Genomic DNA, 12720 nt, shown 5'->3' with positions numbered 1-12720 from the left:
TGTCATGCTGAAGCGGCTCTTCGAGGAGCGGCCCGGCGATGCGGGGCTGGACGGGAGGCAACGCCGTTTAGCCACCCTGGTAGTGGTGTTGGCCACCTTGATGGCCGTGCTTGACCTTGGCATCGTCAACATCGCTCTCCCGACATTGGCACATGGCCTGGGCGTTCCCGAATCTCAGGCGGTGTGGGTGGCAACCGCCTATCAGTTGGCATGTGCCGCCTCGCTGCTCACCTTTGCGGCTTTCAGTCGCCTGGCAGGGCAGTGGCGTGTCTTCTGGTGCGGTTTGGTGCTCTATACCCTGGGCGCGTTAGGTGCGGCACTCTCGACAAGCTTGGAATTGCTGCTGGCCTGTCGTGTCGTGCAGGGGCTGGGCGGGGCGGCGATATTCAGCTTGGGGCCATCGCTTTATCGGACCATCTTTCCACACCGACTGCTGGGGAGGGCGATCGGCCTGAATGCCATGGTCGTCGCCTTTGGCCTGGCCTCGGGGCCCACCCTGGGGGGCTTGGTGCTCTCACTGGCCAACTGGCCTTGGATCTTTGCCGTCAATGTTCCGGTAGGTCTTCTGGCCATCGGTTTGGCTTGGCGGTCACTGCCGTTCGAGCCCTGGCAGAAAGGCGGCTTCGACTGGCCGGGGGCGCTGCTCTCCGCGTCGATGATGGGAGGATTCGTGCTGACCGTGGAGCGACTCGGCCATTCGGGGCATTACGTTCTGGTCTGCGGGCTTGCCGCGCTCAGCCTGCTGTCCCTTGCTGTCTTCGTCTGGCGGCAAGGACGCACGCCCTCTCCGTTAGTGCCGCTGGGGTTGTTCGCGGAACCACGCTTTGCTACTGCCTCCCTGGTGACGGTACTGGCCTTCACTGCCCAGGGGGCGGCTTTTGTCGCGCTGCCCTTTCTCTACCAGAGCGTGATGGGCGTGTCGCCACTGCAGGCGGCCCTGCTCTTCACCCCGTGGCCTCTGGCGTTACTGATTTCTGGGCCCATGGCCGGTCGCCTGGCCGATAAGCGCGATCCAGCGCTGCTTGCGGCAGGGGGGCTGGCCTTGTTTCTGGGTGGTATGGCCGGGCTGGGCTGGATGAGTGCCGACGGCACGGCGATCTATATGTTGATACCTTCGCTGATTTGCGGGCTGGGCTACGGCTTCTTCCAGGCACCGAACAACCGCGAAATCATCGGCAGCGCCCCCTTGGTGCTGAGCGCAAGCGCTTCGGGGGTGCTGGCAACGCTGCGCACCTTCGGCCAGTGCCTAGGCTCAGCCTTGGTTGCGCTGGTCATGGCATTGCCTTTCGGTGGTGTATCTCTGGCCCTGTGGTTGGCGGCTCTGCTTGCGTTGGTAGCCTTGTTGGTCAGTCTATTTCGCCTCACTCAGCCGATGCAGGTCGTCGCCTCCTGACGTCGTTCCCTTGCGGTCGGTCGACTACCAGGCCAGCACGGCGCCGTCGGTGCGCGGCTCGGTGCCGCCGCATAGCACGCCGCTGTCGCGGTCGCGCAGGATCACCTGGCCACGGCCGAAGCTCAGCGAGTCGGCTCGCTTGACGATATGGTGGCCGCGGCGCGCCAGGGCCTGGGCGAGGTGGTCGGGAAAATGAGGCTCGACCTCGACGGTCCTGCCCCGGGTCCACTTCCAGCGCGGCATGTCGAGTGCCGCCTGGGGATTGAGGCGATCGTCGAGCATGGCGGTGATCACCTGAACGTGGCCCTGCGGCTGCATGTAGCCGCCCATCACGCCGAACGGCCCCACCGCCGTGCCGTCGCGGGTGATGAAGCCCGGAATGATGGTGTGGTAGGTGCGCTTGCCTGGCGCCAGCGCATTGGCATGCCCGGGGTCGAGCGAGAACGCCCAACCGCGGTTCTGCAGGCTGATGCCGGTACCCGGTACCACGATGCCCGAGCCGAAGCCTTTATAGTTGCTCTGGATGAACGACACCATGTTGCCGTCGCCATCGGCGGTGGCGAGGTACACGGTACCGCCCTTGATCGGATTGCCGTGCACCGGATCCAGCGCCTGCTCGTCGATCAGCGCCGCGCGGGCCTGTAGATAATCGTCGGCCAGCAGCTGTTCCACGCTCGGCCCCATGGCCTCGCGCTCGGTGATGTAGCGCAGCCCGTCGACGTAACCCAGCTTGGTGGCCTCGATGCGCCAGTGCAAGGTCTCGACCGGGTCGCGCCCTGCCTCGCCCAGGCGTTCTAGCAAGCCCAGCGCCTGCAGGGCGATCAGTCCGCTGCCGTTGGGGGGAATCTCCCAGATATCGTGGCCGCGATAGCGGGTGCGGATCGGCTCGACCCACTCGGGCTCGAAGGTGGCCAGGTCCTCGCGACGCAGCAGGCCGCCGTGCTCGCGGAAGAAGGCATCGATGCGTTCGGCAAGCTCGCCGCGGTAGAATGCTTCGCCGTTCGTTGCGGCGATGGCGCGCAGCGTGCGGCCGTGATCGGGTGCCGCCCAGCGCTCGCCGGGGCGAGGCGCCCGACCGTCGGGGGCAAAGGCATCGAACCAGGGCTTCAGTGCGGGGTCGTCGCTGCCGCGATAGGCCTCGAAGGCCTCTTCCCACATCCGGTTGACGGTCGGCGAGACGGGAAATCCCTCCTCCGCCAGGGCGATGGCCGGTGCCAGCAGGTCGGTGAAGGGCAGCTTGCCGAAGCGCTCGGACAGTGCCGCCCAGGCAGCCGGGGCGCCGGGCACGGTGACCGGTACGACGCCCTGCTCGGGCATGCGCTCGTGCCCCAGCGCTCTGACGGCCTCGATGGTCGCCGCCCGGGGTGCCGGGCCGCTGGCATTCAGCCCATGCAGCTTGCCGTCGATCCAGACGATGGCGAAGGCGTCGCTGCCCAGGCCGTTGGAGGTCGGCTCCACCACCGTCAGCGCCGCGGCGGTCGCGATCGCCGCGTCCACGGCATTGCCACCCTGTTGTAGGATCTGCATGCCCGCCTGGGCGCCCAGCGGCTGCGAGGTGGCCACCATGCCGCGGCTGCCGAACGTGGCCATGCGCCGCGAAGGGCTGGGATAGTAGTGCGCGTCATGCTGCATGGGAGGCTCCTTGAAGGTTGGGGCACGGTATCGATGCGTCGCAGAGGGCTGGTGCCTGGCCGCGGGGTTCAGCCGAGGAGGAGGCCCCCATAGACGAGCGCGGCCAGGATCACGAAGGCCGGATGGGTACGGAAACGCACCAGGGCAATCGCCGAGACCGTGGCGATCAGCAGCGTATGCAGCGGGCCGGCGCCTTCCAGTCCTGCGCTGAAGAAACTCCACGTCAGCCAGGCCATCATCACGGCGATCACCGGTCGTACCCATTGGCTCATGCGCTTGACGCGCGGCGAATCGCGGTGGCGATAGAGCAAGCCCAGTGCGCCCAGCATCAGCAGCAGGGTCGGTACCACGGTGGCGAGTACGGCCACCAGGGCGCCGCCGATGCCGGCCACGTCGTAGCCCACGTACCCGGCCATCTTGGTGGCGATGGGGCTTGGCAAGGCATTGCCGAGCGCCAGCGTCTCGGCGAACTGCTGGGCGTTCATCCAGCCGTAGCGGCCCACCACTTCCGCCTCGATCAGCGGGATGATCGCCGGGCCGCCGCCGTAGCCGACGATGTTGGGAATGAAGAAGGCCAGGAAGAGCTGCCAGTAGATCAAGGGCTCGTCTCCTTGCGCTTTGCCTGGTGCTTGGGCAGCGGGCACAGCAGGGCAATCGCCAGCAGCGCGCCGATGATCAGGCCGGGGTGCACGCCCGCCAGATAGATCAGGGCGCCGGCCCCCGCCGCCATGACCAGGCTGGCGATCCAGCCCAGGGCGAGTCGCGACTTTTGCCAGAAATCCAGCGCCAGCTGGCCCATCATGACCATCACCACCGGTACCACGGCATGGCCCATGCCGCGGATCCAGGCCACGTCGCGGTAGCGGCTCAGCGTGGTGAGCAGCGCGATCATGGTGACGATCATGGGCAGGATGACGGCGCCGACGGCGATCGCGCAGCCAAGCGTGCCGGCCAGCCGAAAGCCGATGTAGCCGGGCATCTTGGTGGCGATGGGGCCGGGCAGGGTGTTGGCGATGGCCAGGATGTCGGCGAACTCCTCGTCGCTGAGCCAGGCGTGACGCTTGACCACCTCCTGCTGCACCAACGGGATCATCGCGGGGCCGCCGCCGAAGCCGAACAGGCCGATGCGAGTAAAGGCCCAGAACAGGGCGCTGAGCGGCGCCTTGGCATGCGGCGTCATGGAGGCTCCTCATTCACGGGGACGAAGCGCAGGGTCGATGCTTCGGAAGGTTTACCCTAACGCGGCGGCGGCGCGCAAATGGGGTGTACAAATCGGAGGTGACGGCAGCGTCTAGTCGTCGACCACGGCAAGCCTGCCGCGCAGCCTGGCCTCGAGCGGCGCCAGGTCGACGACTATGTCGCTCGGCCAGTTCGCGGTGAGCAGCACGCCATCGCTGGCGTAATCGACCGCTTCGACGAGAACGTCGCGGCTCTCGAGCCAGGCGCGGGCCTCGGCCTCGCCGGCGAAGTCGACCTGAAGCTTGAGCGCGGTACGCTCGACCACTTCCCGCCGGGGCAGGTCGTCGAGCGCTCGTGTCACCGCCTGGGCGTAGGCGCGGGCCAGGCCGCCGGTGCCGAGCTTGGTGCCGCCGAAATAACGCGTCACCACGCAGCCCACCTGGCCCAGCCCGGCGCCCTCCAGCACCTGATACATGGGACGGCCGGCGGTACCGCCGGGCTCCCCGTCGTCGGAGAAGCCGATGGCGTTCTGCTCTCCCGGCGGCCCGGCGATGAAGGCGCTGCAATGATGGCTGGCACTGGGGTGAATGCGCCGGGCCTCGGCCAGTACCGCCTCGAAGGCGGCCGCGTCCGGGGCGTGGCAGAGCCAGGCGATGAAGCGGCTCTTTTCCACCTCGGTGACGCTCTCCCGCCAGCCGCCGGCGGGCAGGTCCGGGACCGGATAGCGCATCAGTGGGTCAACTCGCGCTCGCGGTCCTGCTGGCGCACCACGCCCATCACCATGCCGATGACCTGGATGTCGCTGTTCTTCAGGTAGATCGGCGGCATACTTTCGTTGGCCGGTTGCAAGCGGACGCCGTTCTTCTCGATGTAGAGCTTCTTCAGCGTGACTTCCTGCTGGTTGATGAGCACGACCGCGGTCTCGCCGTTCTCGGCGCTCTCCTGGCGCTCGATGATGATCACGTCGCCGTCGAAGATGTTGCAATCGATCATCGAGTCGCCGCGCACGCGCAGGGCATAGGTATTGCGCCGCACCATGCAGGCAGGGGCGCGAATGACGCCACCGGTCGGGCAGGCCTCGATGGGCAGGCCCGCCGAGACGTCTCCGAGCAGCGGCACCTCGATGAGATCGGTGGCCTCGACGTCGGCCCATGATTCGGCGATGGCGTGATTCGGGCGTCGGAACAGGTATTTCATGGAAGGCGTGGACACGGCATTTCCCCCCTCTGAGCGACCCTGTGGAAATTTACAGGTAACTGGCATCATATCAGCCGTCTCGTAAGTGGCAAGTTCCAACCGCATTCGGCTGACTTGACCTGAGGCAAGGGTGGCGCCGTGACGCACCTGGATCGCTAGCGGCAAAAAGCCATTCGGTGTAGCATCGGCGGCGAATTCAGCCTTCCCGGAGAGTGCCGTTGAGCCTGCGTCTGCAAGGGCAAAACCTGGCCTGCGAACGTGACGACCGCTGGCTGTTCCAGGGGCTGAGCCTGGACATTCAGGCGGGCGAGATCGTTCGTGTGGAAGGCCCCAATGGCAGCGGCAAGACCACGTTGCTCAAGATTCTCTCCGGTCAGCTGGCGGATTACGAGGGTGAGCTGTTCTGGGACGGCCGGCCGATGCGTGAAGCCCGCGAGATCTTCCTCTCGAACCTGCTTTACCTGGGCCATGCGCCGGGGGTCAAGGCGGCGCTGACGCCGCTGGAAAATCTGGCCTGGTATCAGGCCCTGGCCGGCCAGCGCGGCGGTGAGGCGGCGCGCTTCGCCGCACTGGAAGAGGTCGGCCTGGCCGGTTTCGAGGATGTGCCGGCCGGTCAGCTCTCCGCCGGGCAGCAGCGCCGCGTAGCGCTGGCGCGCCTCTCGCTCACGCCGCGCCCGCTGTGGGTGCTCGACGAACCCTTCACCGCGATCGACCGCGACGGTGTCGCAGCCCTGGAGCGGCGCCTGTTCGAGCATGCCCGTGCGGGCGGCTGCGTACTGGTCACGACCCATCATGAGCTCACGCCCTGCGCCGAGCTGCGTCGTATCCGCCTGGGCGGGGGAGGGCTCGATGTCGGCAACTGACGGGGCGCTGACGAAGGAGATCCGGGTGGCGGGCGAGGAACCTCGCGGCGGTTTGGCTGTCGCAGTGTGGGCAACGCTCAAGCGTGATCTGATGCTGCTGTTGAGGCGGCGCAGCGAGGTGCTCAACCCCCTGGTTTTCTTCGCCATCGTGATCACCCTGTTTCCGATCGGCATCTCGCCCGATCCGGCCTTGTTGGCGGCCATCGCTCCCGGTTTGCTGTGGGTGGCGGCGTTGCTGGCGGCCCTGCTGTCGCTGGACAGCCTGTTTCGAGCCGATTACGACGACGGCTCGTTGGAACAGCTATTGCTGACGCCGCAGCCACTCGCGCTGCTGGCACTGGCCAAGGTGGCGGTGCACTGGCTGCTGACCGGTTTGCCCCTGGCGCTGATGGCGCCCGTGCTGGGTCTCATGCTGGCGCTTCCAGCGGGCAGCTACGTGGTATTGGCCGTTTCACTGGCGCTGGGCAGCGCCAGTCTCAGCCTGATAGGTGCCATCGGAGCGGCGCTGACGGTGGGGCTCTCCCGCGGTGGCGTGCTGCTGTCGCTGCTGGTGCTTCCCCTTTATATCCCGGTGCTGATCTTCGGTGCCGGAGCCGTCCAGGCGGCCATCTTCGGTGATGGCGTGCTGGCGCATCTGGCGATTCTCGGCGCTCTGTTGGCGCTGGCCCTGATCTTCGCGCCATTGGCGATCGCGGCGTCGCTGCGCATCAGTATCAACGGTTGAGAGGTTGACGAGGCATGTGGGCCTTCATTAACAAATTGCGTTCCCCCAAGTGGTTCTACGGCATCAGCGCGCGTCTGCAGCCCTGGTTCTGGGCGGCGGCGCTGATCCTGATCGTCACCGGCACCATCTGGGGGCTGGCCTTCGCCCCGGCCGACTACCAGCAGGGCAACAGCTTCCGCATCATCTACGTGCACGTGCCGGCTGCCTTCCTGGCTCAGTCGATCTTCGTCTCCCTGGCAGTGACGGGGCTGGTCTTCATGGTCTGGAAGATCAAGATCGCCGATATGGCGGCCACCGTGATGGCACCGCTGGGTGCCGCCATGACCTTCGTCGCGCTGTTCTCCGGCGCGGTCTGGGGGGTACCCACCTGGGGCACCTGGTGGATGTGGGATGCGCGCCTCACCTCGATGCTGATCCTGCTGTTCCTCTACCTCGGCGTCATCGCCCTGCGTGGCGCCTTCGCCAGCCGCGACAGCGCGTCGCGCGCCGCCTCGGTGCTGGCCATGGTGGGCGTCATCAATATTCCAATCATCAAGTATTCGGTGGACTGGTGGTACACGCTGCATCAGCCCGCCACCTTTACCGTCACCGGGCGTGCCGCCATGCCGATGGAAATGTGGCTGCCGTTGCTGATCATGGTGCTGGGCTTCTACAGCTTCTTCATCGCCCTGACCCTGATGCGCACGCGCAGCGAGATCCTGCGCCGCGAATCCAACAAGCGCTGGGTGCGCGAGCTGGCCGAGGAGGCGAACTGATGGCTTTCGACAGCGTCCAGGAACTTATCGCCATGGGCGGGCATGCGCGCTACGTCTGGTCGGCCTGGGGCCTGACCGCCGTGCTGTTGCTGGGCGCCGTGTTCCATGCCCGCTTCGAGCGTCGCCAAGTCCTGCGCCAGTTGCAGCGCCGCATACGTCGCGAAGCCCATCAGGCCGGGCGCACCGGCATGACGCAACCGATTCAAACTAGCAGGGGTGAAAGCGCCAATGAGGCCTAAACGTAAACAGAAGCTCTTCATGGCCCTGGGCCTGGTGTCCCTCGCGGCGATCGCCGTGGGGCTGACGCTCTATGCGCTGCGCGCCAACATCAACCTGTTTTTCAGCCCGATCCAGATCGTCGCCGGCGACGCGCCCTACGAACGACAGCTACGCGCCGGCGGCATGGTCAAGGAGGGCAGCGTACGGCGCAACCCCGACAGCCTGGACGTGGAATTCACCGTCACCGACTACGTCGAGGACGTGCGCGTACACTACAGCGGCATCCTGCCCGACCTGTTCCGCGAAGGGCAGGGCGTGGTGGTGGTCGGCCAGCTGCAGCGCGATGGCTACATCAAGGCCGATCAGGTCTTGGCGCGCCATGACGAGAACTACATGCCTCCCGAGGTGTCCGAGGCGCTCGAAGCGGCCGGCTACTCCCCAGCCGACTACCAGGCCAAGGCCGCCGAGGTTGCCGAGCGCGTCGAGCAGCGAGATCGCGCGGGCCAGAATTGATCCGGAGACGTCATGTTCATTCGTATGATCCCTGAAATCGGTCATTTCGCCCTGGTGATCGCTCTGCTGATGGCGGCGGTACAGGGCGTGATGCCGCTGGCCGGCGCGGCGCTGCGTCGGCCGCTGTGGATGGCCTATGCCCGTCCCATGGCCGCCGGTCAGTTCCTGTTCGTGGTCATTGCCTACCTCTGCCTCACGGCGAGCTATCTTCTCGACGACTTCAGCGTGGCCAACGTGGCCAACAACTCCAACTCGATGTTGCCGTGGTACTACAAGCTGAGCGCGGTATGGGGCAACCACGAGGGCTCGGTGCTGCTGTGGAGCCTGATGCTGGCCGGCTGGGGCTACCTGGCGTCGCGCTTCTCCCGCGAGCTGCCGCGCGACATGGTGGCGCGCGTAATCGGCGTGCTGGGCCTGGTCGCCGTCGGCTTTCTGGCCTTCGTGCTGGTCACCTCCAACCCCTTCGAGCGCCTGCTGCCGAATGTGCCGAGCGACGGCGCCGATCTCAACCCGCTGCTGCAGGACATCGGTCTGATCCTGCACCCGCCGATGCTCTACATGGGCTATGTGGGCTTCTCGGTGGTCTTTGCCTTCGCCATCGCCGCCCTGCTCGGCGGCCGCCTCGATGCGGCCTGGACCCGCTGGGCGCGGCCCTGGACCAACCTGGCCTGGGCCTTTCTTACCGTGGGCATCGCGCTGGGTAGCTGGTGGGCTTACTACGAGCTGGGCTGGGGCGGCTGGTGGTTCTGGGACCCGGTGGAGAACGCCTCCCTGCTGCCGTGGCTGACCGGTACCGCGCTGATGCACTCGCTGGCGGTCACCGAAAAGCGCGGCGCGTTCAAGAGCTGGACCGTGTTGCTGGCGATCTTCACCTTTTCGCTGTCGCTGCTGGGCACCTTCCTGGTGCGCTCCGGCGTGCTGACGTCGGTACACGCCTTCGCCAACGACCCTTCGCGCGGCTTCTTCATCCTGATCTTGCTGGGCATCACCGTGGGGCTGTCGCTGCTGATCTTCGCTCTGCGCGCGCCGCGGGTCAGCCACCGCACCGGCTTCAACTGGCTGTCGCGTGACGCCCTGCTGCTGATCAACAACATCATGCTGGTGATCATGACCGTCACCGTGCTGATGGGAACCGTCTACCCGCTGCTGCTCGACGCACTCGACTTGGGCAAGATCAGCGTGGGCCCGCCGTACTTCAACGCCCTGTTCGTCCCCCTTACGGTCATCATGTGCGTATTCATGGGCCTGGGGCCGACGGCGCGCTGGAAGCAGACCGATCCGCGCCTGCTGGTCAAGCGGCTGTGGCTCGCCGGCGTCGCGGCGCTGGTCATCGCGGCGGTCATGCCGTTCGTCATCGGCGGCGAGTGGAACGCCTGGGTCGCCCTCGGCCTGGTGGCGGCGATGTGGATCGTGCTGCCGACGCTGCGCGATCTCTACGACAAGACCCGTCGCGCCGAGTCGTTCGGCGCCGGGCTCAGGAAGCTGTCGCTGGCCTACTGGGGCATGCAGCTCGGTCATCTGGGCGTGGCGGTCACCATCATCGGCGTGGCGGTGGTATCCAACTTCGAGATCGAACGCAACGTGCGCATGGCGCCCGGCGACAGCGTCGAAGTCGCCGGCTACACCTTTACCATGCAGCAGCTGACCAGCCGCCGCGGGCCCAACTACATCGCCGACGGCGCCGAGATCGAGGTGCGCCGCGGCGACAGCCGACGCAGCTTCACGATGAACCCGGAGAAGCGCGTGTACATCGCGCGCGGCATGCCCATGAGCCAGGTGGCGCTGCGCCCCGGCCTGTTCCGTGACCTCTACGTCGCCATGGGCGAGGACCTGGGCGACAACAGCTGGGCCATGCGCGTGCAGTACAAGCCGTTCGTGCGCTGGCTGTGGCTCGGCGCGCTGTTGATGGCAATAGGTGGGGTGCTGGCCGTGGTCGACCGGCGCTATCGGCGCCTGGCCACGTCGCGGGATCCCGAGGACAGCGCTCGTGAGGACACGGCACGGGAGGCTACGGCATGAGTCGTCGTCTGCTGTTGATGCTGCCGCTCATTGGCTTCCTGCTGCTGATGCTCTTCCTTTACCTGGGGCTGGGGCTCAATCCGTTCCATCGCGAGTCGAAGCTGGTCGAGGAGGCGCGGGCCTTCCCGTCCTTCGATCTGGTCACGCTGGAAGATCCCGAGCGGCGCGTCGACGAATCGCTGATCCAGGGTGAGGTCACCCTGGTCAACGTCTGGGGCGAATGGTGCCCCGAATGCAAGCGCGAAATGCCGCAGCTGCTCGACCTGGCCGATCGCGGCGTGCGTCTCGTCGGCGTCAACTGGAAGGACACCCGCGACAAGGCGCTGGGCTTCCTCGAGGAGTTCGGCGACCCGTTCGAGGTCAACATCTTCGATCCCGAGGGCGAGCTCGCCTTCGAGCTGGGGGTCTACGGAGCCCCGGAATCCTTTCTGGTCGACGGCGACGGCATCATCCGTTACCACCATACCGGCTACATCTCGCCGTCCGACCTTCGTGAACACATCCTGCCGGAGGTGCAAAAATGGCAGTGATCCGTTGGATGCTGGCCGCCACGCTGTTGCTGCTGATGACCGGCCTGGTGCAGGGCGCCGCCATCGAGGTGCGCGAATTCGACGACCTGGTGCTGGAAAAGCGCTATGACAGCCTGACCGCCTCCATGCGTTGCCCCACCTGTCAGAACCAGGCGATCAACGACTCCGATGCACCCGTCTCGGGCGACATGCGAGACCGCGTCTATCAGCTGCTGCAGGATGGGCGCTCGGACATGGAGATTCGCGATCACATGGTGCAGCGCTTCGGCGAGTACATTCTCTACAACCCGCGTCTGGAAGGTCGCACCTACCTGTTGTGGGGGCTGCCTGCGGTGCTGGTCGTGGCCGGCGGCATACTGGTGATGCTGATGGTGCGCGCACGGCGCAACGCCTCGGCACGCGCCCTCAGCGATGAGGAGCGCCAGCGCCTGGAAACGTTGATCAACCGGGGGAACGGCCAATGATCGTGCTGTGGCTATCCTTCGGCCTGCTGCTGTTGCCGGCCCTCTGGTTGCTGGTGGCGCCGCTGCGGCGTGCGCACCGGGTACACGACGCCCAGGCCAGCTTCGAAGCCAACGACCGCGCGGCCGAGCAGAACGTGGCGATCTACCGGCGTCGCCTGACGTCGCTGGAGGCGGCGCTGGAGCGCGGCGACATCGACCGTGCGCAGTTCGACGAGGACCGGTTGGAACTCGACCGCAGCCTGCTCGAGGATACCGAGAATCTGGCCCGCGGGCCGCTGCAGTCGCCGACTGCCGGCCGTTTCGCGGTGCCCGTCGTGGCGCTGGCGCTGGTGATCTCGGCCATGCTGTGGTACCAGCACGAAGGCGCCGAGGGCGACCTGCGCCTGTTCGAAGCCTTCCAGCAGAGCGACTCGCTGCCGGCCCTGCTGGAGCGTCTCGAGCAGGAAGCCCAGCGGCAGCCGAACAATGCCGATGTCTGGGCTTCGCTGTTTCCCCTTTATCGCGACTCGGGCCAGGGCGAAGCCGCCATCGGGGCGCTGGACCGCCTGATCGAGCTCGAAGGGCGCGAACCCTCACTGCTGGCGCAGAAAGCGCAGCTCCTGTTCTTCATGGCCGACCGCTCGCTCACCGACGAGGTCCAGGCGCTGGTCGACGAGGTGCGGGAGCGCGACCCACGCGAGCCCACCATTCTCGGCCTGCTCGGCGTCCATGCCTTCGACGAGGGCGATTACGAGCAGGCCATCAACCATTGGCGTCGCGCCATCGCGGGAATGTCCGACTCGAGCTCCTCCCAGGCGCTGCGCGAGGGCATCCGGATCGCTCAGCAGCGTCTCGGCATGACATCGGAGGAGCGGGAGGCCGCCGTGGCCCAGGGGCCGGGTGTACGGGTCCGCGTCAGCCTCGACGAAAGCCTCGAGGGGCTGCTCGACGCCGACACCCGCGTGTTCGTCATCGCCCGCGACATGGCGGGCGAGCTACCGCCGCTGGCGGTCGCCCGGCTGACCCTCGGCGAGTTGCCGGTCACGCTCACGCTCGATGATCGCCATGCCATGTCCGATGCAGCGAGCCTGTCCCAGGCCAGCGAGGTACGCCTGCTGGTCCGTGTGACCAAGAGCGGCGGTGCCGCACCCGAGATGGGCGACATGTACGGTGACGTGGAAGGCGTGCCGGTCGGCGACGTCGAAGATAAAGAAGCCGTGGAGGTCGTGATCGACCGTGTCATAGAATAGCCG

General features: G+C 66.6%; 15 protein-coding genes. 10 read left to right on the top strand and 5 right to left on the bottom strand.

The window, feature by feature from the left end; genetic code table 11:
- The first annotated feature begins 4 nt into the window (after positions 1-4).
- Complete coding sequence (locus tag CYJ07_RS15605) at positions 5-1393, top strand: MFS transporter (RefSeq protein WP_104204636.1); 1389 nt, start codon at positions 5-7, stop codon at positions 1391-1393.
- Between the two features lie 24 nt (positions 1394-1417).
- Here the strand turns inward: CYJ07_RS15605 and CYJ07_RS15600 are convergent, their stop codons facing one another.
- From CYJ07_RS15600 to CYJ07_RS15580, 5 genes are all read right to left on the bottom strand, one after another.
- Positions 1418-3025: a gamma-glutamyltransferase family protein gene (locus CYJ07_RS15600; RefSeq protein WP_104204635.1), complete on the bottom strand. Its 1608-nt coding sequence runs from the start codon at positions 3023-3025 to the stop codon at positions 1418-1420.
- Between the two features lie 68 nt (positions 3026-3093).
- A complete protein-coding gene (locus tag CYJ07_RS15595) occupies positions 3094-3624 on the bottom strand; it encodes a chromate transporter (protein ID WP_104204634.1) in 531 nt (176 codons plus the stop codon).
- Positions 3621-4205, bottom strand: coding sequence for a chromate transporter (locus CYJ07_RS15590; protein WP_104204633.1), 585 nt, complete (start codon positions 4203-4205; stop codon positions 3621-3623). The genes CYJ07_RS15595 and CYJ07_RS15590 overlap by 4 nt, the downstream gene beginning before the upstream one ends.
- Before the next feature lie 111 nt (positions 4206-4316).
- The gene (locus tag CYJ07_RS15585) at positions 4317-4934 is read right to left on the bottom strand and encodes an IMPACT family protein (protein ID WP_104204632.1); all 618 of its coding nucleotides are present in this window, start codon (positions 4932-4934) and stop codon (positions 4317-4319) included.
- Positions 4934-5401: a LexA family protein gene (locus CYJ07_RS15580; RefSeq protein ID WP_104204631.1), complete on the bottom strand. Its 468-nt coding sequence runs from the start codon at positions 5399-5401 to the stop codon at positions 4934-4936. The genes CYJ07_RS15585 and CYJ07_RS15580 overlap by 1 nt, the downstream gene beginning before the upstream one ends.
- 212 nt (positions 5402-5613) lie before the next feature.
- On the opposite strand from CYJ07_RS15580, the gene ccmA reads away from it, so the two are divergent.
- The 9 genes from ccmA to ccmI are packed head-to-tail and all read left to right on the top strand — an operon-like array spanning position 5614 to position 12717.
- Positions 5614-6264, top strand: a complete 651-nt coding sequence (ccmA, locus tag CYJ07_RS15575; RefSeq protein WP_422666969.1) for a cytochrome c biogenesis heme-transporting ATPase CcmA — start codon at positions 5614-5616, stop codon at positions 6262-6264.
- Entirely contained in the window at positions 6251-6988 is a 738-nt protein-coding gene (ccmB, locus tag CYJ07_RS15570) for a heme exporter protein CcmB (RefSeq protein ID WP_104204629.1), read from the top strand. The genes ccmA and ccmB overlap by 14 nt, the downstream gene beginning before the upstream one ends.
- A 14-nt stretch (positions 6989-7002) precedes the next feature.
- Positions 7003-7743 (top strand): heme ABC transporter permease, encoded by a 741-nt coding sequence (locus CYJ07_RS15565; RefSeq protein ID WP_104204628.1) that lies wholly within the window; start codon positions 7003-7005, stop codon positions 7741-7743.
- Complete coding sequence (ccmD, locus tag CYJ07_RS15560; protein ID WP_104204627.1) at positions 7743-7982, top strand: heme exporter protein CcmD; 240 nt, start codon at positions 7743-7745, stop codon at positions 7980-7982. The genes CYJ07_RS15565 and ccmD overlap by 1 nt, the downstream gene beginning before the upstream one ends.
- Positions 7972-8475: a cytochrome c maturation protein CcmE gene (gene ccmE / locus CYJ07_RS15555; protein ID WP_104204626.1), complete on the top strand. Its 504-nt coding sequence runs from the start codon at positions 7972-7974 to the stop codon at positions 8473-8475. The genes ccmD and ccmE overlap by 11 nt, the downstream gene beginning before the upstream one ends.
- A 12-nt stretch (positions 8476-8487) precedes the next feature.
- The gene (locus CYJ07_RS15550) at positions 8488-10494 is read left to right on the top strand and encodes a heme lyase CcmF/NrfE family subunit (protein WP_104204625.1); all 2007 of its coding nucleotides are present in this window, start codon (positions 8488-8490) and stop codon (positions 10492-10494) included.
- A complete protein-coding gene (locus CYJ07_RS15545; RefSeq protein WP_104204624.1) occupies positions 10491-11024 on the top strand; it encodes a DsbE family thiol:disulfide interchange protein in 534 nt (177 codons plus the stop codon). The genes CYJ07_RS15550 and CYJ07_RS15545 overlap by 4 nt, the downstream gene beginning before the upstream one ends.
- Entirely contained in the window at positions 11015-11488 is a 474-nt protein-coding gene (locus CYJ07_RS15540) for a cytochrome c-type biogenesis protein (RefSeq protein WP_104204623.1), read from the top strand. The genes CYJ07_RS15545 and CYJ07_RS15540 overlap by 10 nt, the downstream gene beginning before the upstream one ends.
- Entirely contained in the window at positions 11485-12717 is a 1233-nt protein-coding gene (gene ccmI, locus CYJ07_RS15535) for a c-type cytochrome biogenesis protein CcmI (protein WP_104204622.1), read from the top strand. Before CYJ07_RS15540 ends, ccmI begins: the two co-directional genes overlap by 4 nt.
- Positions 12718-12720 lie beyond the last annotated feature (3 nt).

It is taken from the genome of Billgrantia saliphila (genome assembly GCF_002930105.1).
GTDB classification, from domain to species: domain Bacteria; phylum Pseudomonadota; class Gammaproteobacteria; order Pseudomonadales; family Halomonadaceae; genus Halomonas; species Halomonas saliphila.
Note: the sequence above shows the minus strand (reverse complement) of the source record. Positions and strands in the feature narration are given on the sequence as shown.